The sequence below is a fragment of the Kitasatospora sp. NPDC089913 genome (assembly GCF_044748625.1).
GTDB lineage: Bacteria > Actinomycetota > Actinomycetes > Streptomycetales > Streptomycetaceae > Kitasatospora.
The window spans coordinates 35,878-59,436 of the sequence record NZ_JBIVGI010000037.1; the positions used below are offsets into that span (position 1 = coordinate 35,878).

Here is a 23,559-nt window from a genome sequence, read left to right on the forward strand (position 1 = left end):
CGTCCGGGCCCGGGCGCGGGTTCAGAGCTTCTTCAGGCAGAGCACGTAGCTGAGCGCCTCCGTGCCGGACTCCCGGGTGTAGGTGCTCTCGGCGCCGGTGACGTTCTCGCAGGCCTTGTCGTTGTCGCTGGTCCCGTAGACCTTCTTGATCACCTTGTACTGGGCCTTCGGGTCGCCGCAGGGCAGCATGGTGATCCGCGGGCTGGCGTCGTGGGTGGCGGTGGTGCCGTTCTCGTTGCGCAGGCAGTCGCCGGCCTTGGCGCTGTCGATGTCGCTGGCCACCTTGGTGGGGGTCGGCGTCGGCAGGGTGATCGTCGGCACCGGCACCGGCGCCGCCGGCACCGTCGCGGCCGGGACGGACGGGAAGGTCGGCGACGGGAAGGCCGGCACGGTCACCGAGGGCATCACCAGCGGGCGGTAGGGGTCGTCGTGCTTGGTGGAGGCGAAGAGCGCGCCGGTGGCGATCAGGACGATCCACGAGCCGATCCCGAGCACCGGCAGCAGCAGCATGAAGATGTGCGGCCGCTTGGTGAGCGGCACGCCCGGGTCCAGCTGCGGCCCGTGGGTGCCGGGCGCCGGCGGCGGCAGGTCCTTGATCCGGTTGTGGGCGGCGAGGTTCCGCAGCAGGGTGACTACGGTGAAGATGCCGGAGAGGTAGCTCCACCAGCCCTGCACCAGGGTGCGGGCGGACATGTCGCGGACCACGGCGGTGCCGCAGGTGCGGCAGAACGGTCCCGGCTGCTTCAGGAACCGCATGACGACGATGATGCCCTGGTGGCCGCGGACGGTGGTCTCGACGGCGGGGAAGCCGCCGCAGAACCGGCACACCGGACCGCCGTGCGGGGCGTAGCCGGCCGGTGCGGGGTAGCCCCCGGCCTGCGGCGGGTAGGCGTAGCCCCCGGGCGGGGCCTGGGCGGGCGCGCCGTAGCCGGGTGCGGCCGGCGGCGGCGCGGCCGGGTAGCCGTAGCCGGCCGGCGGCGGTGCGCCCGCCGGCTGCGGGGACGGCGCCCCGGCGTACGGGTTGCCGGTGGCGTACGGGTTGGCGCCGCCGGCTGGGGGCGGCGAGCCGTACGGCATCTGGGGCGGAACGGACAAGGGGATCCCCCGGGGAAGTTCAGGTGGCGGACGGTCAGGACTTCTTGACCGGCGGGACGCCGGCGAGCGGGCCGAGGCAGAGCACGTAGCGCTTCTTGTTCCAGCGACGGCCGCTCTTGCCCGAGACGGTGCTGGTGGTGCCCGCGGCCTCGCGGCACTTGGCGGTGTCGGTGGTGGACTCGAACTTGGCGAGCACCTTGTAGTTCGCCTTGCTGTCGGTGCACTTGACCACCGAGACGTCGCGCGAGCCGGAGGCCTTGACGCAGTCGCCGGCCTTGGCGCTGCTGACGCTGGGGCCGGTGACGAAGTAGCCGACGATCAGGGCGATCACACCCAGGACCAGGCCGACCGCCTTCAGCCGGGCCTTGCCGCGGCCCTTGGCGGGCGGTCCGGGCTGCGGCGGGGCCGGCGGGTAGCCGTGCGGCGAGGTCTGCCCGTACGGCCCCGGCGCCTGCGGACCCTGCGGGTACGGCGCGGGCGGGTAGGGGCCCTGCGGGTGGACGGGCTGCGGGTACGGCTGGGCCGCCTGCGGCGCGGCGGGGTAGCCGTAGCCGGGCGGGGGCGGCGGTGCGCCGTAGCCCGCGGGGACCGGCTGGGGCGGGCCGTACGGCGGCGGTGCCGGGGGACCGTAGGGCTGCGGCGCCGGCGCGGTGCCGTAACCAGGAGGCGGCCCGTACGGACTGGGTGGTGTGCTCATCAGATTGTCCCCCGAGACAGAGTGCTGCCGCTGCGACAGATCTGACGTACCTTAGCGACTCGGAACGACGCTCCCGGGGCGCAGGGGCCGCCCGGGCCCACGGGCGGCGGTCAGCGGGCCGGGTCGCCGGGGAGCGGGCCGGTGCGGCGGGCCGCGCGGAGGTAGAGCGCGGCCGAGGCCGCGTACACCAGGGAGACGCCGACCACGACCGTGACCGAGCGGCCGGAGAGCGGCAGCACCAGTGCGGTGACCAGTGCGGCGGCCACGAAGGCGACGTTGAAGAGCACGTCGTAGATGGCGAAGATCCGGCCCCGGAACTCGTCCTCCACCGACTCCTGCACCACGGTGTCGGCGCAGATCTTGGTGCCCTGGGTGACCACGCCGAGCAGGAACGCCGCGATCAGGCAGGGCACCAGGGTGAAGCCGAGGCCGAGCGCGGGGACGAAGACCACCGGGGCGGCCAGGCAGAGCGTCATCCAGCCGGCCAGCCCGAGCCGGCGGCTGCACCAGGGGCTGATCACCGCCGCCACGAAGAACCCGGCGGCCGAGAGGCCGACCGCCTGCCCCAGGGTGGCCAGCCCGGCCGCGCTGTCCGCCGGGTCGTTGAAGGTGTAGCGGGCGAGCATCACCACGACGACGATCAGCACGCCGTAGCAGAACCGGGCGGCGGTCACGGCGGCCAGCGCGTGCGCGGCCGGGCGGCGGTCCCGCACCAGGTGGGTGACGGCGGCCCGCAGCTCGCGGGCGGCCTGGGCCAGGGCCTGGCCGAGCGCGGGCCGACCGGGGTGGACGCCCGGGCCGAGCAGGTCCTTGTCCATCCGCAGCGCGGCCAGCGCGGCGGACAGGTAGAGCAGCGCGGCCAGGCTCACCAGGGCGGCGTCGGCCCGGGGACCCGGCGGCATCACCTGGTGCAGCAGGAAGCCGAGGCCGCCGCCGCAGGCCGCCGCGACGGTGCCCAGGGTGGGGGAGAGCGCGTTGGCGGTCACCAGCTGTTCGGCCCGCACCACCCGGGGCAGCGCGGCGGAGAGTCCGGCCAGGATGAACCGGTTGAGCGCGGTGACCAGCAGCGCGGAGGCGAAGAAGAGCGAGGTCGGCGCCTGGGCCAGGAGCAGCCCGCCGGTGAGCAGGCCGAGCCCGAAGCGGGCCAGGTTGCCCAGGTAGAGCACCTGCCGGCGGCGCCAGCGGTCCAGCAGGACGCCGGCGAAGGGGCCGATCACCGAGAACGGCAGCAGCATCACGGCGAGCACCGAGGCGATGTCGGCGGGCGAGGACTGCTTCTCGGGGGAGAAGACGACGTAGGCGGCGAGCGAGACCTGGAACACGCCGTCGGAGAGCTGCGACAGCACCCGGGCGGTCAGCAGCCGGCGGAAGTCGCGGCCGCGGAGCAGGCCGAAGAGCGTGGCGCGGTGCGCGGCACGGTGGGTACTGCCGTTCTCGGTGATCGCCACCCGCTCAGGGTGCCATGGATCCGGGCGGCGTTTCACGTGAAACATTCGCCGGGAAAAGGTGAACGGGTCCGCGGTCGTGGACCGCGGACCCGTTCGGTGCTCAGGGACTCAGCACGGGGTGGGGCGAGCTCAGCGCTCGACCTCGCCCTTGATGAACTTCTCGACGTTCTCGCGGGCCTCGTCGTCGAAGTACTGGACCGGCGGGGACTTCATGAAGTACGAGGAGGCCGAGAGGATCGGGCCACCGATGCCGCGGTCCTTGGCGATCTTCGCGGCGCGCACGGCGTCGATGATGACACCGGCGGAGTTCGGGGAGTCCCAGACCTCGAGCTTGTACTCCAGGTTCAGCGGGACGTCGCCGAACGCGCGGCCCTCGAGGCGGACGTACGCCCACTTGCGGTCGTCCAGCCAGGCCACGTAGTCCGAGGGACCGATGTGGACGTTGTTGGCGCCCAGCTCGCGGTCGCGGATCTGCGAGGTGACGGCCTGGGTCTTGGAGATCTTCTTGGACTCCAGGCGCTCGCGCTCGAGCATGTTCTTGAAGTCCATGTTGCCGCCGACGTTCAGCTGCATGGTGCGCTCGAGGACGACACCGCGGTCCTCGAACAGCTTGGCCATCACGCGGTGCGTGATGGTGGCGCCGACCTGGGACTTGATGTCGTCACCGACGATCGGCACACCGGCCTCGGTGAACTTGTCCGCCCACTCCTTGGTGCCGGCGATGAACACCGGGAGGGCGTTCACGAAGGCGACCTTGGCGTCGATGGCGCACTGGGCGTAGAACTTGGCGGCGGCCTCGGAGCCCACCGGCAGGTAGCAGACCAGGACGTCGACCTGGGCGTCCTTCAGGGCCTGGACGACGTCGACCGGGGTCTCGTCCGACTCCTCGATGGTCTCCCGGTAGTACTTGCCCAGGCCGTCGAGGGTGTGGCCGCGCTGGACGGTGATCCCGGTCGGGGGCACGTCGCAGATCTTGATGGTGTTGTTCTCGGACGCCGTGATGGCGTGCGCGAGGTCCTGGCCGACCTTCTTGGCGTCGACGTCGAAGGCGGCGACGAACTGCACGTCACTGACGTGGTAGTCACCGAACTGGACGTGCATCAGCCCGGGGACCTTGCCGGCCGGGTCGGCGTCCTTGTAGTACTCGACACCCTGCACCAGCGACGTGGCGCAGTTGCCCACACCCACGATGGCTACGCGAACCGAACCCATTCCCGGTTGCTCCCTGTGATCTCATGAGCGCCGCCGAGGGTCGGCGGTGCTCGTCCTGCTTCTTCGATGACTGCAAACGGGCGCATGACGCGCCCACTCCTGCCGCGCGGCACAGGGCTGACGCGGTCTCAGCGCTCCTGGGCGGAACGCCCCGGGCGGTCGTGCGGTGGCCCGGGCGGGTCGACGGACCCGTCCTCCTGGCCTCGGCCGTCCGAAGTCTGGGGTACTGCGGAGCCGGTCCCGCCGCCGGGCGCCCCGGCCCGGCCGGAGCGGTTGGCCCGCTCGGTCTCGATCAGCTCGTTCAGCCAGCGGACCTCGCGCTCCACCGACTCCAGTCCGTGCCGCTGCAGTTCGACCGTGTAGTCGTCGAACCGCTCGCGGGCCCGGGCCAGCGAGTTGCGCATCCGCTCCAGGCGCTCCTCGAGCCGGCTGCGGCGGCCCTCCAGGACGCGCATCCGCACGGCCCGGTCGGTCTGACCGAAGAAGGCGAAGTGCACTCCGAAGTGCTCGTCCTCCCAGGCGTCCGGACCGGCGTCGGCGAGCAGCTCCTCGAAACGCTGCTTGCCCTCGGCGGACAGCCGGTAGACGATCTTGGACCGCTTGCCGTTGAGCGCGGTGGCCGGCACGTACTCGACGTCCGGGTTGTCCTCGACCAGGAAACCCTGGGCCACCAGGCTCTTCAGACAGGGGTAGAGCGTCCCGTACGAGAAGGCGCGGAACGAGCCGAGCAGGACGTTGAGCCTCTTGCGCAGCTCGTAGCCGTGCATCGGGGCGTCGTGGAGCAGTCCGAGAACGGCGAACTCCAGCACTCCTGAGCGTCTGCCCACTGCCTTCGTCCTCCCCTCTCCGGTCGGTCCGCGATCCGCCTCGACCGGCGTTATGCCGTTCCGATGTATCGGCTCGATATATCGAGAACAGTAAGCCTGGGTCCGCGAACGGGCAAGGGGGACGCGCGTGAATGTGATCACAAGACGACGCGCGGGTGCGGTTGGCAACGGGCATGTAATGATCTGTTGCCGTTTTGCGGTTATTGGCGATTGATGCCCGATTAGTTCGGATTCGGAGCTGCGTACGCTGTCGCGTGTGCACGAGGACCACCTCCGGGGTTAGGGCGGTTACGGGCATCGGACGTGGACCCTGCCTTCAGGCTCGACCGGCCTGGCGAGGAGTAGCTGGAAAATGAGCGAACGACGGCGCAGGTCGCCCGGCGGCGACGGTCGCCCGCCGGGCGACGGCAACGGGCGGTCGGAAGGAGCCGGGCGCGACGAGCTTGGCTCGGAGGGTCTGGGCCGACGGCGCCCGCCGGGAGCGCGGGACACCGCCCAGCAGCCCCGGATGACCCGTGCCGAAATGCGGAAGGCGGCCCAGAAGGGCGGCCGGCGCGGTGCCGAGACGGCCGCCGGTGCCGCGGCCGCCGGCCGGGGCGGCGCCCCCGGCAAGAAGCGGTTCATCGATTACCCGCGCTTCGGCAAGCAGGGCGTCCGCCGCTGGCTGCCCTCCTGGCGGCAGTGGCTGAGCGCCGTGCTGCTCTTCGCCGCGGTCTGCGTGGGGGCGGTCTTCTACGTCTACCAGAGCACGAAGATCCCGCCGCTGAACGCCCTGGTGAACGATCAGAACAACATCTACTTCTGGGCCGACGGCACCGAGATGGTCCGCAAGGGCGAGACCAACCGGCAGATCGTCGAGCTGGCCGACATCTCGCCCAATCTCCAGAACGCGGTCATCGCGGCGGAGAACGAGACCTTCCGCACGGACAGCGGCATCGACCCCAAGGGCATGCTGCGCGCGGTGGTCAACATGGCCAAGGGCGGCCAGACCCAGGGCGCCTCGACCATCACCCAGCAGTACGTCAAGAACGCCTACCTGACCCAGGAGCAGACCCTCAGCCGCAAGATGAAGGAGTTCTTCATCACCCTGAAGGTCAACCAGGAGTACGAGAAGCCCGACATCCTCAAGGGCTACCTCAACACCAGCTGGTTCGGCCGCGGCGCCACCGGCGCCCAGGCCGCCGCCCAGGCGTACTACGGCGTCAACGCCAAGGACCTCGACCTGTGCCAGAGCGCCATGCTGGCCGGCCTGCTCAAGGGCGCGTCGTACTACGACCCGACCATCAAGGCCAACCAGGCCCGCGCCGAGGAACGCTGGAAGTGGATCCTCGACCGGATGGTGGAGACCAAGAACACCACCGCCGAGGAGCGGGCGAAGTGCACCGCCTTCCCCACCCCGATCAAGCAGGTCCCGTCGGCGAATATGAACGGTCAGATCAGCTACATGGTCGAGACCGCCAACAAGTTCGTCATGGCCAAGGACCCGACGATCGACCAGCGGGCGATCGACAAGGGCGGCTTCAAGATCTACACGACCTTCCAGAAGGACAAGGTCGACGCCCTGAAGAAGGCCGTGGACGACGTCAAGGCGGAGACCCTCAACGTCCAGAAGCGCCCGAACAACGACAACTTCGTCCAGTTCGGCGCCTCCAGCATCGTCCCCGGTGACGGCGCGATCGTCGCCATCTACGGCGGTGAGGGGGTCGAGAACGGGAACTTCGGCAACAACGCCGACGCCCAGGGCGTCCAGGTCGGCTCGACCTTCAAGCCCTTCGTCCTGGCCACCGCCATGCAGACCGGCGTGCTGACCGCGACCGACGACAAGGGCAAGCCCAAGCGGATCAACGCCGACAGCCGCTACCTGTCCGACGACCTCTCGGAGATCCGCAAGCCGGACGGCTCGCTGCTGCTCGGTGACGACGGCAAGCCGTACCGGCAGAAGAACGAGGAGAAGGGCAAGCGCGGCTACGTCTCGCTGCGGATGGCCATGCAGTACTCCTACAACGTGCCGTTCGTGCAGCTGAACCAGGACGTCGGCGGCGCGGCCGTGATGCAGACCGCCGAGGCGCTGGGCATCCGCAAGGAGAGCATCGAGAAGGAGGCGAAGACGGCGACCTTCCCGCTCGGCGTCTCCACCATCAGCCCGATCCGGATGGCGGACGCCTACGCCACCTTCGCCGCCAGCGGCAAGCAGGCCGAGCCCTACTCGGTCACCAAGGTCCTGGTGGACGGCAAGGAGCGGGCCGGCTTCGGCAAGCACGAGACCAAGCAGGCACTGGAGCCGGCCGTCGCCGACAACATCACCGACGTGCTGGTGAACGTGGCGCAGAAGGGTACCGGTACCAAGACCAACGCCCTCGGCCGTCCGGTGGCCGGCAAGACCGGTACCACCGACGAGAACAAGTCGGCCTGGTGGGTCGGCTACACCCCGCAGCTGGCCACCAGCGTGGCGATGTGGCGCGAGGACCCGACCGTGCACGAGCGGCTCTCGCTGAACGGCACCGGCGGCAAGGACTCGGTGCACGGTGGTGACGTCCCCGCGGACGTCTTCACCCGGTACATGAAGGTCGCGCTGGCCAACGAGAAGAAGCTGAACTTCCCGACCCCGCAGCCGGTCGGCTCGCAGGTCGACTCCTCGGGCGCGCCGAGCACGGCGAGCGCCGCGCCGACCCCGACCACCACCGAGACCGTGACCGCTCCCCCGGTCGACCCGAACGCCGGGCAGCCGACCCAGCCGCCGGTCACCCAGGGGCCGGCCTGCGTCCCGGGCGTCGACTGCCCGGGCACGGTGCCCACCCAGCCCGGTCCGACCAAGACCAACCCGAACCCGGGCGGCGGTGCCAACGGCGGCACGACCGGTGGCGGTGCAAATGGCGGCGGTGCCAACGGCGGCGGGACCACCGGTGGCGGTGCCAACGGCGGTGGTGCCAACGGTGGCGGTGCCAACGGCGGCGGCGGCACCACGCCCTCGCCGAGCTGCCTGCTCGGTCCGATCGGCTGCACCACGCCGACCCAGCCGACCACCCCGACCCCGGACCCGGGCGGCGGGGCGGGCGGCGCGACCGGCGGCCCGACCAGCAAGCCGCCCAAGCCGTCCACCTCGCCCTCGCCGGGCGGCGGCAGCGCGGTGGCGCCGTAGTACCGGGTGACCGTGACGGCGGTGGGAGCTCCTCGGAGCCTCCCACCGCCGTTTCGCCGTATTCGGAGCGATTCGTGCCGGTAGCCGGGCCCCGAGCCGCCGTCCCGGGGCCGTTCCGGGGCCGCCCCGGCCGTCGCGGCCCCGGGAAAAGGGGCAGGGGCCTCCTCGTACGGGCGGGCGGGGTGCGGCAGGATGTCCGCCATGACGTCCAGCACTCGTGCGGAAGAGGACCGGGTCGCGCCGGCGCCCGGTCCACAGGCCAACACCGTGGTGGTGCCGGCGGACGAGGACCCGGTTGCGGCCGCCGGCAGTGAGGTGATCGGCGGCCCGCCCGGGCGGCGCGCCCTGCTCGGCGTCTCCTGGTGGATCCCGGCCCGCTTCCTGGCGCTGGTGGTGATCGTGGTCTCGGTGCTGGGCATGGCGCAGAAGCTGCCCTGCTACAACGCCGCCTGGTTCCAGCCCGGCTCGCCGCAGTACGTGCACGCCTGCTACAGCGACATCCCGCACCTGTTCTCCGGGCGCGGATTCGCGGCCGGACTGCACCCCTACGTGGACCGGATCCCGGGCACCTCCGGGGACCTGCAGTTCCTCGAGTACCCGGTGCTGACCGGCCTGTTCATGCAGGTCGCGGCCTGGCTGACGCCCGGCGGCGGCGCCCTCCAGGACCAGGAGCGCTGGTTCTGGACCATCAACGCCGGCCTGCTGATGGCCTGCGCGGTGGTCGCCGTGGTCGCGCTCTCCCGCACCCACCGGCGCCGCCCCTGGGACGCGCTGATGTTCGCCCTGGCGCCGGTGCTGCTGCTCAACGCCACCGTGAACTGGGACCTGCTGGCCGTGGCGCTGGCCGCCGTCGCGCTCGCCTGGTGGTCCGGCTCGCGACCGCTCTGGGCCGGCGTGTTCATCGGGCTCGCCACCGCGGCCAAGCTCTACCCGCTGCTGCTGCTCGGCCCCCTGGTGGTGCTCTGCTGGCGGGCCGGGCGCGGCCGCGACCTGCGGGCCCTGCTCGGCGGCGCGGTCGGCGCCTGGCTGCTGGTCAATCTGCCGATCATGATGGCGAACTGGCAGGGCTGGTCGACCTTCTACGTCTTCAGCAAGCACCGCACCGAGGACTACGGCTCGCTCTGGCTGATCCTGATGCAGAACCGCGGCGTCGGACTGGCCAACCTCGACACCTTCATCGCCGTCCTGATGCTGCTGAGCTGCGCGGGGATAGCGTGGCTCGGGCTCGCGGCGCCCCGCCGGCCGAGGGTGGTCCAGCTGGCCTTCCTGGTGGTGGCCGCGTTCGTGCTCCTCAACAAGGTGTACTCGCCGCAGTACGTGCTCTGGCTGCTGCCGCTGGCGGTGCTGGCCCGGCCGCGCTGGCGGGACATCCTGATCTGGCAGGCCTGCGAGGTGCTCTACACCCTGGGCATCTGGTCCCACCTGGGCTTCGTCACCGGTGCCAAGCAGCACGGGATCGGCGAGTCCTGGTACCACTTCGCGATCGTGCTGCACCTGCTGGGCACGCTCTACCTGGTGGGCCTGGTGGTCCGGGACATCCTGCTGCCGGACCGCGACCCGGTCCGCTGGGACGGCAGCGACGACCCGTCCGGCGGGGTGCTCGACGGAGCCCCGGACGTGTTCGTGCTCGGCAGTGCCCGCCGGCTGCGCGAGGAGGAGAGCTACGCCGGGTACGCGCCGGCCGGCCCCGAGGCGTGGCTGGAGGAGCCGCCCGCCGCGGAACCGGCCGAGAAGGTCTGACCGGGCCGGCCCCCGCGGGGGCCGGCCCTCGGCGGTCGATCAGCGGTCGATCGGCGGTCGATCGGCGGTCGATCGGCGGTCGGCCACGCGGCCGATCCGTGGTCGACCTGCGGTTCTCAGCGCGTCTCAGCGCGTCTCAGCGCGTCTCAGCGCTTCTCAGCGCTTCTCAGCGGTCGACCACGCGGTCGAAGTGCGTGGTGGTGTGCCGGACCTGGAGGCCCAGCTCGTCGCCGATCGCCGGCGGCTCGCTCTCGCCGTCCAGGAGCAGCAGCGACACCTGCATGTGCGGCGGCTCGGCGAACCAGAGCTGCTTGCCCGCCCAGTGGTACGGCGACTTGGTCTTGTTGACGGTGGCCAGACCGGCCCGGGCGATGCCCTTGGCCCGCGAGGACATGCCCTGGACGTACTTGGGCGCCTCCAGCCCGATGCCGTGCGCGGTGCCGCCGGCGACCACCAGCAGGTGGCCGTCGGCCGGCGCCGGGTGCTGGCGGTAGCCGTACCGGTCGCCCTTCTTGACCGGGGTCACGTCCAGCACGGTGGCCCTGACCTCCAGCGCGCCGTGGTCGCCCAGCCAGAGCCGGGTGCCGATCCGGGCCCGGAAGACGGTGCCGGGGAAGCGCTGGGTCAGCTGCTCCATGCCCGCCGCGCCGAGGTGGCTGACGAAGACGGTGTGCACCGGGAGGCCGGCGGCCCGGGCGGTCTCCACCCAGTACGCGACCTCCTCGACGGGGCTGGAGCCGTCCGGCCGGTCCATCGGCAGGTGCAGCGCCAGGCCCTCGAAGGCGACGCCCTCCAGCTCGGCGGCGACCGCCGGGAGGTCGGCGGCCGAGACGCCGTGCCGACGCATGGTGGTCATGCACTCCAGCACGACCCGGGCGCCGTGCAGCGCCCGCAGGCCCTCCACGCTCGCCACCGTCCGGATCACCCGGGCGTGCGGCAGCGGGAGCGCCTCCTCGCCCACCCGGTAGGGGGTGAGGACCAGCAGCTCGCCGCCGTACCAGTCGGCCGCGTCGGCGGCCTCGTAGGCGGTGCCGACGGCCAGTACGCCGGTGCCGAGGAGGGTCGCCTCCTCGGCCAGGCGGTGGTTGCCCAGTCCGTAGCCGTTGCCCTTCGCCACCGGCACCAGGCCGGGGAACTCGGCCAGGACGGAGCGCTGGTGGGTACGCCAGCGTTCGGTGTCGAGATAGAGCGACAGCGTCATCGGGTCATCTCCCAGGGGGTGTTGGGCACGGCGGCTCGGGGGCTCGGCGGGGTGCTGCTCAGCGGCGCGACATGTAGAGGTCGAGGGCCTTGTGCAGCAGCTTGTTGAGCGGGAAGTCCCACTCGCCGAGGTACTCGGCGGCCTGGCCGCCGGTGCCGACCTTGAACTGGATCAGGCCGAACAGGTGGTCGTTCTCGTCCAGGGTGTCGGAGATGCCGCGGAGGTCGTACACACCGCCGCCCAGCGCGTAGGAGTCGCGCATCATCCGCCACTGGATCGCGTTGGACGGCTTGACCTCGCGCTTGTGGTTGGCCGAGGCGCCGTAGGAGTACCAGACGTGCTCGCCGACGACCAGCATCGTGGTCGCCGCCAGCGGCTCGCCCTCGTGGTAGGCGATGTACAGGCGCATCCGGTTCGGGTCCTCGGCGGTGAGGGCGTTCCACATGCGCTGGAAGTACGACAGCGGGCGCGGGGTGAACCTGTCGCGCTCGGCGGTCACCAGGTAGAGCTGGTGGAAGATCGGCAGCTCGTCGTAGCCGCCCTGGACCACCTCGACGCCGCTCTTCTCGGCCTTCTTGATGTTGCGGCGCCAGAGCTGGTTGAAGCCCTTCTGGATGTCGTCCAGCGAGCGGTTGGCCAGCGGCACCTGGAAGACGTAGCGGGGCTGGACGTCGCCGAAGCCGGCGCCGCCGTCCTCGCCCTGGAGCCAGCCGGCCTTGCGCAGCCGGTCGGCGACCTCGAAGGCGCGCGGCTCGTACCAGTCGGCCTCGATGTCGCGCAGGCGCTTCGCCTCCTTGCCGGCGATGGCCTCCTTGATGGTCGGGGCGTTCCAGCGGCGGATGACCACCGGCGGGCCCATCTTCACCGAGAAGGCGCCCTGGGACTTCAGGTGGGCGAGCATCGGCTGCAGCCAGCGGTCGAGGTCCCGGTCGAACCAGTCGATCACCGGGCCCTCGGGCAGGTAGGCGAGGTAGCGCTTGACCTTGGGGAGCTGGCGGTAGAGCACCAGGCCGGCGCCGACGAGCTGGTTGTTCTGGTCGAACCAGCCGATCGACTCGGTGCGCCACTCGGCCTTCACGTCGCCCCAGGACGGAACCTGCATGTGGCTGGCCGAGGCGCGGCTCCTGATGAAGGCGAGGTGCTCCTCGCGGGTGATCGTCCTCAGGCGCAGGCTCATGCTCGGTGCTCCTCGTCGGTCGGGCTGCGGTGGGCCCCGTGTTCTCGGGCTGACCCTATCGTCCGGGGTCCGGTCGGCCACGGGTCCGGTCGGCCGCGGGTTCCGTCGGCCGCGGGTCCCGCCCGCGGTGGAGCCCGGCTGTCGCGGGTCGTCCGCCGCGGGCACGGCGACGCCCCCGCGGCGTACCGGTCCGTCGAAGACAGATACGCCGCGGGGGCGCCGGGGGTTCCTCGCGCGCTGTGGGAGCTAGCCCCACAGCCCGCCGCGGGCGATGCCGAGGTAGAAGCCGATCGCCGAGGCGCCGAGCGTGACCATCAGGACGAAGCGCTCGGCCGTGGTCACCGAGATGTACATCCCGAGCAGGCCGGTGATGATCCCGAACAGGCCGGTCCACGAGGTCAGCAGATGCAGGTTGTGGAAGAACGAGGTGGTGAAGGCGATCACGCCCAGGACGGCGGTGACGCCGACCAGGGTGTTCTCGCGCGGGTGAGGGTGGCCGTCGGTGTTCAGGGTGAGGGCGGGCATGCGGTGGACGGTCTGGGCCATGTGTCCCACCTCCTGGCGTGGAGACGAACGAGCAGGAAACCCGTTCCGTCCAGATTGCGGCGGTTGGGTCGGTCTCACAACCCCTATGCGTTTTGTTCGTCCGTCCGGGTGCGGGTAGGGTGGGTCGTCTGCACTGGTGTAGTTGTGCCCTCCGCTGCCCTCTTTCGGGTGAACGGGGACGGGCTGTCCGACCCGGCCGCTACGGTGGCCGAAGTCGGCACTGCACCGGTGTCGACGCTGCACAACCCTCCTGCCACGGAGAGACCGTGGCCGTTGAGTCCAAAGGAGGTGGGTTACTCATGCGTCACTACGAGGTGATGGTCATCCTCGACCCCTCGGTCGAGGAGCGCGCCGTTTCCCCCCTGATCGAGAGCTTCCTGGCTGTCGTCCGCAACGCGGGCGGCAAGGTCGAGAAGGTCGACACCTGGGGTCGCCGCCGTCTGGCCTACGAGATCAACAAGCAGTCCGAGGGCATCTACTCGGTCATCGACCTCCAGGCCACGCCTGAGGTCGTCAAGGAGCTCGACCGCCAGATGGGCCTGAGCGAGTCGGTTCTGCGGACCAAGGTCCTGCGCCCGGACACCCACTGAGCCACCTCTGAGGCCTTCGGGTCTCGGGTAGCTCGCGTCCGCTGTTTCACGTGAAACAGCGGTGAACGGACATCTTCCCGAGAGGTCATCACCACATGGCAGGCGAGACCGTCATCACCCTCGTCGGCAATCTCGTCGACGACCCCGAGCTGCGCTTCACCCCGTCGGGTGCGGCGGTCGCGAAGTTCCGCATCGCGTCCACCCCCCGCACCTTCGACCGCCAGACGAACGAGTGGAAGGACGGCGAGAGCCTCTTCCTCACGTGCAACGTCTGGCGGCAGCCGGCGGAGAACGTGGCCGAGTCGCTGCAGCGCGGCATGCGCGTCATCGTGCAGGGCCGACTGCGCCAGCGGTCTTACGAGACCAAGGAAGGCGAGAAGCGGACGGTCTTCGAGGTCGAGGTCGACGAGGTCGGTCCGAGCCTGCGCTCGGCGACCGCGAAGGTCACCCGGGCCAACCGGTCCGGTGGTCCCGGTGGCGCCCCCGGTGGCGGCGGCTTCGGCGGCGGCCCTCAGGGCGGCGGCCAGGGCGGCGGCAACTGGGGCGGCGGTGGCGGCCAGCAGGGCGGCGGCTGGGGTGGAAACTCCGGTGGCCAGTCCGGCCCCTCCGACGACCCGTGGGCGTCCAGCGCTCCCTCCGGTGGAAACCAGGGTGGCGGCAGCTGGGGCGCCCCGTCCGGTGGCGGCTTCTCGGAAGAGCCCCCGTTCTAAGAGCTGACAGATTTCGTGCGGCCAGGGGTCCGGCGTCGTGAGACGCCGGCCCGGTCGTGAACCCAATGGAGCACACAATGGCGAAGCCGCCTGCTCGCAAGCCGAAGAAGAAGGTTTGCGTCTTCTGCAAGGACAAGGTCAACTACGTTGACTACAAGGACACGAACCTGCTGCGGAAGTTCATCTCCGACCGTGGCAAGATCCGTGCCCGCCGGGTCACCGGCAACTGCACCCAGCACCAGCGTGACGTCGCCACGGCCGTGAAGAACAGCCGTGAGATGGCGCTGCTGCCCTACACCAGCACCGCGCGCTAAGAGAGGGTGACCGAACAATGAAGATCATCCTCACTCACGAGGTGCCGGGTCTCGGCTCCGCCGGCGAGGTCGTCGAGGTCAAGGACGGCTACGCCCGCAACTACCTGGTCCCGCGTGGCTACGCCATCCGCTGGACCAAGGGTGGCCAGAAGGACGTCGACGCCATCCGTCGCGCCCGCAAGATCCACCAGATCCAGACCCTCGAGGCCGCCAACGAGGTCAAGGGCAAGCTCGAGGGCGTCCAGGTCAAGCTGGCCGTTCGCTCGGGCGACGCCGGCCGTCTGTTCGGCTCGGTGACCCAGGCCGACGTCGTCGAGGCCATCAAGGCCGCCGGCGGCCCGGCGGTCGACAAGCGCGCCGTCGCGATCGCCTCGCCGATCAAGACCGTGGGCACCCACAAGGTCTCGGTCAAGCTGCACTCGGACGTCCAGGCCAACCTGGACATCGCCGTCGTCGCCGCCTGATCAGCGACAACGCGGTAGCAGTGGCCGCAGGGCCGGTCTCCCCCTCGGGGGAGGCCGGCCCTCGGTCGTTCCCGGGCTCCCGACCCGGTACGCCCCCCCGCAGCGCGTCGGGGCTCAGCTCCGGACGGCGCCGGTGACCAGCCACTTGCCGCCCCGGGCCCGTAGGACCAGGAAGCCCGCGCGGACCAGCATGTAGAGGTTCAGCGCCCACCAGAGCCCGGCCAGCCCGGTGCCACTGGCCGGCACCGCGAGCGCGGCCGGGGCGAACACGACGAGCGTGGCGAGCATCGCCCAGGCCAGGAACGTGCCGTCCCCCGCGCCCATCAGCACCCCGTCCAGGACGTAGACCAGCCCGGAGACCGGCTGGCAGAGCGCGAGCAGCAGCAGGACGGTGTCCAGCTCCTGCTGCACCGCCGGGTCCGGGGTGAACAGCGGGACGTAGAGCGGCCGGGCGACCACGATCAGCAGGCCCAGCACCGTCCCGGCGCCGACGCCCCACTCGATCATCCGCCGGGTGGCCGCCCGGGTGCCGGGAACGTCCGAGGCGCCCAGGTAGCGGCCGATGATCGCCTGGCCGGCGATCGCGACGGAGTCCAGCGCGAAGGCGATGAACAGCAGCACCGTCATGGCGATCTGGTGTGCGGCGATCTCCTTGTCGCCGAGCCCGGCGGCCACCGCGGTGGCGATCATCAGGATCGCGCGCAGGCTCAGGGTGCGGACCATCAGCGGTCCGCCGGCCCGGGCGCTCGCGCGTATCCCGGCGGCGTCCGGCCGGAGCGAGGCCCGTTCCCGGCGGGCACCGCGCACCACCACGAACACGTAGACGGCGGCCATACCGGTCTGGGCGATCACCGTGCCCCAGGCCGAGCCGGCCACCCCCAGCCCGGCGCCGTAGACCAGACCGGCGTTCAGCCCGAGGTTGGCGGCGAACCCGGCGACGGCCACGTACAGCGGGGTCCGGGTGTCCTGGAGGCCGCGCAGCACGCCGGTGGCGGCCATCACCATGAGGACGGCCGGGATGCCGAGGGCGCTGATCCGCAGATAGGTCACCGCGTAGGGGGCGGCGGTCGCCGAGGCGCCGAGGACGTCGGCCGTCCAGGGGGCGAGCAGCAGGGTCAGCGCGACCACGGCGGCGGAGAGCACCAGGGCCAGCCAGATGCCGTCGATGCCCTGCTGGATCGCGGCCCGGCGGTCCCCGGCGCCGATCCGGCGGGCGACCGCGGCGGTGGTGGCGTAGGCGAGGAAGACGAACACCCCGGTCGCGGTGGCGAGGGCGGCCGAGGCGACGCCGACACCGGCCAGCTGGGCCGTGCCGAGGTGGCCCACGATGGCGGAGTCGGCCATCAGGAAGAGCGGCTCGGCGACCAGGGCGCCGAAGGCGGGGACGGCGAGGGCGAGGATCTCCCGGTCGTGGCGGCGGCGGTCGGCGGTGAGGGTCATGGGGTCCAGGCTACTCATCCACAGGTAAGTGTTGCCAGGGGATTGGAGTACTTACTCGTACGCCTGGGCGACCGGGCCGTCCGGGTCTGTGTCCACCGCCACCCGACTGTGTGTGAAGAATTTCTCATGCACAGGCCCTGGAGGAGGGACTCCCAGGTCAGCGGGTTGACGGTGGATCGATGGTCTGGTTATCCACAGGGCTTTCCACAGGGGTGTCCACAGGTTTGCGGTACTTCTCCACAGCCATCGGGCACTCGTCCACACCCCCTGTGGATAACCGCCTTGGCCGAATGGCTCCCGGCGCCTTAGCGTGGGGCCTCCGGCCGACACTCCCACCCGCCCCGGCGTCCGATTTGTCGGTGCGGTGGCGTAGAAATGCGGTGGCGGGGAGTCGGGTTCCGCTCCCTCCCGGCCGCCACCGGCAAGGCCCGCTCCAACTCGCACCACTCGCTGATCGGGGAACACGCGTGACCGGCCCCCAGTACGACGACCACGACGCCCCGCCCCCGCCGGAGGACGACTGGCAGGGTGCCGACGACCCCTTCCCGGTCGGTGCCTTCGCCGACGCCCCCTTCCCGGACGGTCCCGGCGACCGGCTGCCGGTCTCGCGCGCCCGTGACAACGGTCAGGGCAAGGGACAGGGCGGCGGCTTCCAGAAGGGCGGCAAGGGCGGCTCCGGCGGTTCGGGCGGCGGCTTCAAGCGGGACGGTCAGCGGCGCCAGGGCGGCGAGGACGAGCGCTCCGGGGAGGGCGGCCTGGAGGGCTTCGAGCGGGTCCCCCCGCAGGACCTCGCGGCCGAGCAGTCCGTCCTCGGCGGCATGCTGCTGTCCAAGGACGCCATCGCCGACGTGGTCGAGGTGCTCAAGCCCGCGGACTACTACCGTCCCGCGCACGAGCTGGTGCACGGCGCGATCCTCGACCTCTACGCGCGCGGCGAGCCGGCCGACCCGATCACCGTCGCCGGTGAGCTGACCAAGCGCGGCGAGCTCCAGCGGGTCGGCGGCCCCGGCTACCTGCACACCCTGGTCAACTCCGTCCCGACCGCCGCCAACGCCGAGTACTACGCGCAGATCGTGCACGAGCGCGCGGTGCTGCGCCGGCTGGTCGAGGCGGGCACCCGGATCGCGGGCATGGGCTACGCCGCCGAGGGCGACGTCGACGAGATCGTCAACGCGGCCCAGGCGGAGATCTACGCCGTCACCGAGCAGCGCACCAACGAGGACTACGCCCCGCTCGCCGACATCATGGAGGGCGCCCTCGACGAGATCGAGTCCATCGGCTCCCGCAACGGCCAGATGTCCGGTGTCCCGACCGGCTTCGCCGACTTCGACGCGCTCACCAACGGACTCCACCCCGGCCAGATGATCGTCATCGCGGCCCGTCCCGCGATGGGAAAGTCCACCCTGGCACTGGACTTCGCCCGGGCCTGCTCGATCCACCACAAGCTGCCGAGCGTGATCTTCTCGCTCGAAATGGGCCGCAACGAGATCGCCATGCGTCTGCTCTCCGCCGAGGCGCGGGTGGCGCTGCACCACATGCGCTCCGGCTCGATGACGGACGACGACTGGACCAGGGTCGCCCGCCGGATGCCCGACGTCAGCGAGGCGCCGCTGTTCATCGACGACTCGCCGAACCTGTCGATGATGGAGATCCGCGCCAAGTGCCGCCGGCTCAAGCAGCGCAACGACATCAAACTGGTCGTCATCGACTACCTCCAGCTGATGCAGTCCGGCGGCTCCCGCCGGGCCGAGAACCGTCAGCAGGAGGTCTCCGACATGTCGCGAAACCTGAAGCTGCTGGCCAAGGAGCTGGAGGTGCCGGTGATCGCGCTGTCCCAGCTGAACCGTGGTCCCGAACAGCGCACCGACAAGCGGCCGATGGTCTCCGACCTGCGTGAGTCCGGCTCGATCGAGCAGGACGCGGACATGGTCATCCTGCTGCACCGCGAGGACGCCTACGAGAAGGAGTCCCCCCGCGCCGGCGAGGCCGACCTCATCGTCGCCAAGCACCGTAACGGCCCGACCGCCACCATCACCGTGGCCTTCCAGGGCCACTACTCGCGCTTCGTCGACATGACGCGCGACTGACCGGACCGACGCCTGACCGGACCGACCCCGCGAACCACGCCCGTTGGTGACTGCGAGTGAGTGCGGGACCGCGCCGCGAGCGGTCCCGCTGGCGGTCCGGACCGTTCTGTCCGGTACGCCCCCGCGCAGGGACCGGGACTGGCGGAAAACCATTGCTCCGTACGCGGTCCTTCAGTAGCCTGCGCGAGCACCTGTTCGGTGCGTCGTTCGACAACACCCATGGGGGGTACGGTGCCCAGTCACCGTCACATCATCGTCGCCGCCGCCGTGGCGACGAGCCTGGTCGTCGGTCCCGGCCTGGCCGTCGCGGCCGGAACCGGTACCTCGGGGGCTCCGGCCCACCCGGCGGCGGGCGCCGTGCCGGCGCAGCCGGCCAAGTCGCTCGCCGACATCGCCTCCGCCGCCTTCGGCACTGTGCGTAGCCCCGCCGGGGCCTCGGTGCGGCAGCCGGGCAAGGCCGCCAAGGCCCAGGGCGCCGCCGCCGCGACCGCCAACGAGAGCCTGGCCCTGGACGTTTCCGTCTACGCCACCAGCGCCTACGACGTCCACGTGGACACCTGGATCAACAGCGACATCGCGCCGCTCGACGTGGTGGTCGACTGGGGCGACGGCTCCTCGGACCGCGTCAGCGGGGCCGGTACCGGCGAGAGCAGCTTCGACCACACCTACGCCGGCCTCGGCCAGTACACGGTCACGGTCACGGTCTCGGACGCCAACGGCGAGACCGCGACCAACAGTGTCACCGTGGCGACCGGCGGCTCGGAGTTCACCCCCTACGGTCCGACCCGGCTGCTCGACACCCGGGACGGCACCGGCGCCCCGGCGGCCCGGGTCCAGCCCTGGGGCGAGACCCGGGTGAAGATCGCCGGCAACGGCGGGATCCCGGAGGGGGTGACCGCGGTGGCGCTCAACCTCACCGTGGTCGACCCGGCCGGCGGCGCGGGCCACCTCATCGCCTACCCCAGTGGGGAGGACCGCCCGGAGACCTCGAACGTCAACTACACCGCGGGCCAGACGGTCCCCAACCTGGCCATCGTCCCGGTCGGCGCCGACGGCTACGTCAACCTGTTCAACCGCGGCGCCGCCGCCGTCGACCTGCTCGCCGATGTCGCGGGCTACTTCAGCCACTCGGAGGCCGGCGGTTACACCTCGGTCGGCCCGACCCGGTTGGTCGACACCCGCGAGGGACTGGGCACCGACCAGGGCCAGGTGCCCGGATGGACCTCCTTCCCGGTCCAGGTCGCGGGTCGGGCGGGCATTCCCGCCGGGGTCGGCGCGGTGGCGCTCAACGTCACGGTGACCGACCCGCAGAGCGACGGCCACCTGACCGTCCACCCCGGTGACCGCCAGGCGCCGAGCGTGTCCAACCTCAACTTCCGCCGCGGCCAGACCATCGCCAACGCGGTGATCGTCCCGGTCGACGCGTCCGGCCGGATCCAGGTGCTCAACGGTGCCCAGGGCTCCTCGGACGTGATCGTGGACGTCGTCGGCTACTACGGGGCCGGCGGGAGCGCCTACGTCCCGGTCACGCCGCTGCGGCTGAGGGACACCCGGGACGTGCCGGACGGCGAGGTCCCCGGCCCGGGGTACTCCTACATGGGTCTGAGCGGGTGGGCCCCGGAGTACACCGACCTCGTGCTCAACAGCACGGTGACCAACACCCGGGCCGACGGCCACCTGACCGTCTTCCCGGACCCGAACACCAGGCAGCAGTACGGCAACGGCACCTGGGCCTGGCCTGCCAAGCCGAACGCCTCCACGCTGAACTGGAAGGCCGGCGACACGGTGCCGAACCTGGTCCAGGTGAAGTTCGGCACGGACGGCCTCATCGACTTCTGGAACGCCAGCGGTGGCAACACCGACCTGGTCGTCGACATGTTCGGCTTCTACATGAACCGCTGACCCCGGCGGGCGACCGAACGCCCGGGAGCGGCCCCGCGAGGCCGCTCCCGGGCGCTTCCCCGCGTTCCGCCCCGGTGGACCGGACCGGGTGGGCCCCGGGAGGGCGGGTTCCGCGGATGGGCTACTGTCCTCGCCGTGGCTCCGCCCCCACCGTCGCCGCCCACCGCTCCGTAGGAATGCCCCCACATGTCTCGAATATCGCGGTTCCGGTCCGCCGTGCTCGGCACCCGGCCCTTGTCCGAAGCGCTGGGCCGGGAGAACGGGTTCGGTCTGCTGCGGCTCCTGCTGGCCCTGTCGGTGATCTTCGCCCATGCCATGCCGCTGGGCGTGCGCAGGGGAAGCATCGGGGCGCACTGGTCGGGCGGGCAGGTGGAGCTGGGTGGTCTCGCGGTGGCCGGCTTCTTCGTGCTCTCCGGTCTCCTGATCACCCGGAGCGGCCTGCGGCTCACCCCGGCCCGCTTCCTGTGGAACAGGGCCATCCGGATCATGCCGGGCCTGTGGGTCTGCCTGCTGGTCACGGCCTTCGTCGTCGCGCCGCTCGTGGCCCGTCGGGAACACCTGCTGGACGGCTTCTGGACGCACCCCCAGGGCCCGTGGCGGTACGTCATGGCGAACTGGTCGATAGGCACCGGTCAGCCGGGGATCTCCGGACTGCTGACCCACAACGCCGACGCCGGGTTCAACGGTTCGCTCTGGTCGCTCGTCTACGAGGTGCTCTGCTACCTGGCGGTGGCGGCCCTCGCCGCGCTGGGCGTCCTGCACCGGGCGCGTTGGGTGGTGCTCGGAACGGTCGTCGCCCTGTACTGCTTCATGGTCTACCTCGCGATCGACGGTCCCGGTCTGCGGTCACCCATCTACATCCCGACGGGGTTCGAGAACTGGCGACTGCCCTTCCTCGGTACGGTGGGCACGGACAAGCTCCTGCCGCTGGGCCTGTTGTTCGGTCTCGGGGCGGTGGCCGAGCTCTACAAGAAGAGCCTGCGGATGAACGGGATCCTGGCGCTGCTGGCGTTCGCCCTCCTGGTGGGGAGCGCCCGGTACGGCGGGTTCTACCTGGTCGGGCTGCCGGCCCTCGCCTACCTGCTGATCTGGCTCGCCTGCTTCATGCCCCGCCCGCTGACGAGGGTCGGCAGCAAGGCCGACCTCTCCTACGGCGTCTACATCTACGCGTTCCCGATCCAGCAGGGCCTCGCCCTCTGGCACGTGCAGCGGCACGGGTACGCCGTCTACACCGGTGCCTCCGTCGTCCTGGCCCTGGCCGCCGCGGTCCTGTCCTGGTACCTGGTGGAGAAGCCCGCGCTGAAGCTCAAGAACATCGGTCTGCCCCGGAAGGGCCTCGGTGGGCCGTCCGGGCAGCCGCAGCCGGCCCGGACGGCCGCCCTGTCGGCCTGACCTGCCCGAGCGGCCGGACCCCGGTGCTCCGGGGACGATGAGTCCGGAACGGATGGGCTACTGTCCATGCCGTGAATCTCATACGACTGCAGCTCCCCGGTCGATTCCGGAGGGCCGACCGCGGAGCGGCGGCGGCCTCCGCCGGTGCCCGCCTCGGCTGGCTGGACGCTCTGCGCGGCATCGCGGCCCTGGTCGTGGCACTGCACCACTTCGGCATCCTGGAGCTGCTGCCGTTCGGTGGGGCGGTCTGGGACCACTTCGACCTGGGACTGTACGGCGTGATGCTGTTCTTCCTGGTCAGCGGCTACATCATCCCCGCCTCACTGGAACGCCGGGGTGACGTCCGGGCGTTCTGGGTGGGTCGGCTGTTCCGGATCTACCCGGCGCTGATCGCCGCCTTCACCGTGTCGATCCTGATGCTGCCCGACGGCGACGGATCGGTGGCGCTCTTCCGCACCGGCCACAACCTGATCTCGCTGGCCGCGAACGCGACGATGCTCCAGGACATGCTGAGCGTCGTCAACGGCATGGGTGTGACCTGGACGCTCACCTACGAGATGGTCTTCTACTTCCTGGTCACCGGCCTGTTCACGCTCGGCTGGCACCGGCGCAGCGGCACCATCGCGGTGACCTTCGCCGCGATCGGCCTGGTGTTCGGCGGATCGCTCGCCAGCGCCACGCTCGCCCAGTCCCTGGACGCGACCCGGCACCTGGTGCTGGCGGCGGTGCTGATCGTGGTGATGGGCTTCCTCTGCATGCTCAGCGGCAACCCGGCGCTGGCCCGGATCGGTGCCCTGCTGGTGGCCGGACTCGCGCTGGTGCTGCTGTTCCTCAACAGCCGCGCCCCCGTCTTCGAGACCCTGCTGATCTTCGCCACGATGTTCGCCGGCACCGTGCTGTACCGCGCCGAGCACGGCCAGATCGACCGGGCCCAGGCCTGGCTGTGCTGCGGGTTCGTGGTGGTCTCCGGGGTCGCGATCGGCTGGATGTACAACCGCAACGGTGTCGAGCTGAACACCTGGAACTCGGGCTGGGTCGCCTGGTCGCTGTCCTTCACCGGCGCCTGGGCCACCTTCCTGGCGGCGATGCTGCTGCGCAAGAAGCGGTTCCCGAAGCCGCTGACCTGGCTCGGCTCGGTCAGCTTCTCGCTGTACCTGCTGCACGTGCCGCTGCTGCACACCATCCGCCCGCACCTGGCGAACCCGATGCCGGAGACCGCCGGTGCCAAGACGCTCTGGACGGTCGAGTACCTGGCGATCTCGCTGGTCGCCGCCTACCTGCTGTACCGGCTGGTGGAGCTGCCGTTCCAGAAGCTGGGGCGCAAGGCACTGAAGGCGCTGGAGCGGAGGTTCCCCGCAGGACCGGCGGACGGCCCGGCCGACGGCCCCTCCGGCGGTCCGGCGGACGGAGCGGCGCGTCCGGCCGCCGTCCCGGCACCGGCCGGGCCGGCCGGCGCCCGGGTGCCCGTGGAGGCGGGAGCCTCGGGGGGCTGAGGCCCGGCCCGTCACCGCTCCGGCCCGCCACCGCTCAGTCCCGCCCCGTTCCCGTTCTCCGGTTCCCACCGGGGCACGGGAGCGG

At 71.2% G+C, this 23,559-nt stretch carries 19 protein-coding genes; 10 read left to right on the plus strand and 9 right to left on the minus strand.

What is annotated here, in order from left to right; genetic code table 11:
- Positions 1–21: 21 nt before the first annotated feature.
- The 5 genes from ACIPYS_RS35910 to ACIPYS_RS35930 form a co-directional block, all read right to left on the minus strand.
- Positions 22–1,095, minus strand: a complete 1,074-nt coding sequence (locus ACIPYS_RS35910; protein ID WP_159424949.1) for a hypothetical protein — start codon at positions 1,093–1,095, stop codon at positions 22–24.
- 34 nt (positions 1,096–1,129) lie between these two features.
- Positions 1,130–1,792 (minus strand): hypothetical protein, encoded by a 663-nt coding sequence (locus ACIPYS_RS35915; protein ID WP_400754207.1) that lies wholly within the window; start codon positions 1,790–1,792, stop codon positions 1,130–1,132.
- 110 nt (positions 1,793–1,902) lie between these two features.
- Positions 1,903–3,240 carry an MFS transporter gene (locus ACIPYS_RS35920; protein ID WP_400754210.1) on the minus strand — a complete coding sequence of 446 codons (1,338 nt, stop codon included), beginning with the start codon at positions 3,238–3,240 and terminating at the stop codon, positions 1,903–1,905.
- Between the two features lie 129 nt (positions 3,241–3,369).
- On the minus strand, positions 3,370–4,452 hold the full coding sequence (locus ACIPYS_RS35925) for an inositol-3-phosphate synthase (RefSeq protein ID WP_093861198.1): 1,083 nt from the start codon (positions 4,450–4,452) through the stop codon (positions 3,370–3,372).
- A 128-nt stretch (positions 4,453–4,580) separates the two neighbouring features.
- Complete coding sequence (locus tag ACIPYS_RS35930) at positions 4,581–5,279, minus strand: PadR family transcriptional regulator (RefSeq protein ID WP_093861197.1); 699 nt, start codon at positions 5,277–5,279, stop codon at positions 4,581–4,583.
- 508 nt (positions 5,280–5,787) lie between these two features.
- Between ACIPYS_RS35930 and ACIPYS_RS35935 the strand changes: the two genes are divergently transcribed.
- Complete coding sequence (locus ACIPYS_RS35935) at positions 5,788–8,418, plus strand: transglycosylase domain-containing protein (RefSeq protein WP_400754214.1); 2,631 nt, start codon at positions 5,788–5,790, stop codon at positions 8,416–8,418.
- A gap of 201 nt (positions 8,419–8,619) precedes the next feature.
- On the plus strand, positions 8,620–10,158 hold the full coding sequence (locus ACIPYS_RS35940) for a glycosyltransferase family 87 protein (protein ID WP_093861195.1): 1,539 nt from the start codon (positions 8,620–8,622) through the stop codon (positions 10,156–10,158).
- A 166-nt stretch (positions 10,159–10,324) separates the two neighbouring features.
- Here the strand turns inward: ACIPYS_RS35940 and ACIPYS_RS35945 are convergent, their stop codons facing one another.
- The 3 genes from ACIPYS_RS35945 to ACIPYS_RS35955 form a co-directional block, all read right to left on the minus strand.
- Entirely contained in the window at positions 10,325–11,359 is a 1,035-nt protein-coding gene (locus tag ACIPYS_RS35945; RefSeq protein WP_093861194.1) for an alanine racemase, read from the minus strand.
- A 58-nt stretch (positions 11,360–11,417) separates the two neighbouring features.
- The gene (locus tag ACIPYS_RS35950; protein ID WP_093861193.1) at positions 11,418–12,536 is read right to left on the minus strand and encodes a peptidoglycan bridge formation glycyltransferase FemA/FemB family protein; all 1,119 of its coding nucleotides are present in this window, start codon (positions 12,534–12,536) and stop codon (positions 11,418–11,420) included.
- 246 nt (positions 12,537–12,782) lie between these two features.
- Positions 12,783–13,082 carry a hypothetical protein gene (locus tag ACIPYS_RS35955; protein WP_093861192.1) on the minus strand — a complete coding sequence of 100 codons (300 nt, stop codon included), beginning with the start codon at positions 13,080–13,082 and terminating at the stop codon, positions 12,783–12,785.
- Between the two features lie 299 nt (positions 13,083–13,381).
- On the opposite strand from ACIPYS_RS35955, the gene rpsF reads away from it, so the two are divergent.
- The 4 genes from rpsF to rplI all read left to right on the plus strand — a co-directional run bounded on the left by rpsF (position 13,382) and on the right by rplI (position 15,160).
- The gene (gene rpsF, locus ACIPYS_RS35960; protein WP_030304539.1) at positions 13,382–13,672 is read left to right on the plus strand and encodes a 30S ribosomal protein S6; all 291 of its coding nucleotides are present in this window, start codon (positions 13,382–13,384) and stop codon (positions 13,670–13,672) included.
- Between the two features lie 95 nt (positions 13,673–13,767).
- Positions 13,768–14,382, plus strand: a complete 615-nt coding sequence (locus ACIPYS_RS35965; protein WP_030392447.1) for a single-stranded DNA-binding protein — start codon at positions 13,768–13,770, stop codon at positions 14,380–14,382.
- Between the two features lie 77 nt (positions 14,383–14,459).
- Positions 14,460–14,696 carry a 30S ribosomal protein S18 gene (gene rpsR, locus ACIPYS_RS35970; protein ID WP_030304537.1) on the plus strand — a complete coding sequence of 79 codons (237 nt, stop codon included), beginning with the start codon at positions 14,460–14,462 and terminating at the stop codon, positions 14,694–14,696.
- A gap of 17 nt (positions 14,697–14,713) precedes the next feature.
- Positions 14,714–15,160: a 50S ribosomal protein L9 gene (gene rplI / locus ACIPYS_RS35975; RefSeq protein ID WP_030392448.1), complete on the plus strand. Its 447-nt coding sequence runs from the start codon at positions 14,714–14,716 to the stop codon at positions 15,158–15,160.
- A gap of 114 nt (positions 15,161–15,274) precedes the next feature.
- Here the strand turns inward: rplI and ACIPYS_RS35980 are convergent, their stop codons facing one another.
- A complete protein-coding gene (locus ACIPYS_RS35980; RefSeq protein ID WP_093861191.1) occupies positions 15,275–16,600 on the minus strand; it encodes an MATE family efflux transporter in 1,326 nt (441 codons plus the stop codon).
- Between the two features lie 596 nt (positions 16,601–17,196).
- Between ACIPYS_RS35980 and dnaB the strand changes: the two genes are divergently transcribed.
- The 4 genes from dnaB to ACIPYS_RS36000 all read left to right on the plus strand — a co-directional run bounded on the left by dnaB (position 17,197) and on the right by ACIPYS_RS36000 (position 23,474).
- The gene (dnaB, locus tag ACIPYS_RS35985) at positions 17,197–18,687 is read left to right on the plus strand and encodes a replicative DNA helicase (RefSeq protein WP_093864984.1); all 1,491 of its coding nucleotides are present in this window, start codon (positions 17,197–17,199) and stop codon (positions 18,685–18,687) included.
- A 231-nt stretch (positions 18,688–18,918) separates the two neighbouring features.
- Complete coding sequence (locus ACIPYS_RS35990) at positions 18,919–20,589, plus strand: PKD domain-containing protein (protein WP_400754223.1); 1,671 nt, start codon at positions 18,919–18,921, stop codon at positions 20,587–20,589.
- A 186-nt stretch (positions 20,590–20,775) separates the two neighbouring features.
- On the plus strand, positions 20,776–21,981 hold the full coding sequence (locus tag ACIPYS_RS35995; protein WP_400754226.1) for an acyltransferase family protein: 1,206 nt from the start codon (positions 20,776–20,778) through the stop codon (positions 21,979–21,981).
- A 71-nt stretch (positions 21,982–22,052) separates the two neighbouring features.
- A complete protein-coding gene (locus ACIPYS_RS36000; RefSeq protein ID WP_400754228.1) occupies positions 22,053–23,474 on the plus strand; it encodes an acyltransferase family protein in 1,422 nt (473 codons plus the stop codon).
- The last annotated feature ends 85 nt before the right edge of the window (positions 23,475–23,559 follow it).

Excerpts from the sequence above, each read along its gene's own strand:
- ACIPYS_RS35915 (WP_400754207.1), bottom strand. The coding sequence starts at position 1,792 with ATGAGCACACCACCCAGTCCGTACGGGCCGCCTCCTGGTTACGGCACC.
- ACIPYS_RS35925 (WP_093861198.1), bottom strand. The coding sequence starts at position 4,452 with ATGGGTTCGGTTCGCGTAGCCATCGTGGGTGTGGGCAACTGCGCCACG.
- ACIPYS_RS35935 (WP_400754214.1), top strand. The coding sequence starts at position 5,788 with ATGACCCGTGCCGAAATGCGGAAGGCGGCCCAGAAGGGCGGCCGGCGC.
- ACIPYS_RS35940 (WP_093861195.1), top strand. The coding sequence starts at position 8,620 with ATGACGTCCAGCACTCGTGCGGAAGAGGACCGGGTCGCGCCGGCGCCC.
- ACIPYS_RS35945 (WP_093861194.1), bottom strand. The coding sequence starts at position 11,359 with ATGACGCTGTCGCTCTATCTCGACACCGAACGCTGGCGTACCCACCAG.
- ACIPYS_RS35950 (WP_093861193.1), bottom strand. The coding sequence starts at position 12,536 with ATGAGCCTGCGCCTGAGGACGATCACCCGCGAGGAGCACCTCGCCTTC.
- ACIPYS_RS35955 (WP_093861192.1), bottom strand. The coding sequence starts at position 13,082 with ATGGCCCAGACCGTCCACCGCATGCCCGCCCTCACCCTGAACACCGAC.
- rpsF (WP_030304539.1), top strand. The coding sequence starts at position 13,382 with ATGCGTCACTACGAGGTGATGGTCATCCTCGACCCCTCGGTCGAGGAG.
- ACIPYS_RS35965 (WP_030392447.1), top strand. The coding sequence starts at position 13,768 with ATGGCAGGCGAGACCGTCATCACCCTCGTCGGCAATCTCGTCGACGAC.
- rpsR (WP_030304537.1), top strand. The coding sequence starts at position 14,460 with ATGGCGAAGCCGCCTGCTCGCAAGCCGAAGAAGAAGGTTTGCGTCTTC.
- rplI (WP_030392448.1), top strand. The coding sequence starts at position 14,714 with ATGAAGATCATCCTCACTCACGAGGTGCCGGGTCTCGGCTCCGCCGGC.
- ACIPYS_RS35980 (WP_093861191.1), bottom strand. The coding sequence starts at position 16,600 with ATGACCCTCACCGCCGACCGCCGCCGCCACGACCGGGAGATCCTCGCC.
- ACIPYS_RS35995 (WP_400754226.1), top strand. The coding sequence starts at position 20,776 with ATGTCTCGAATATCGCGGTTCCGGTCCGCCGTGCTCGGCACCCGGCCC.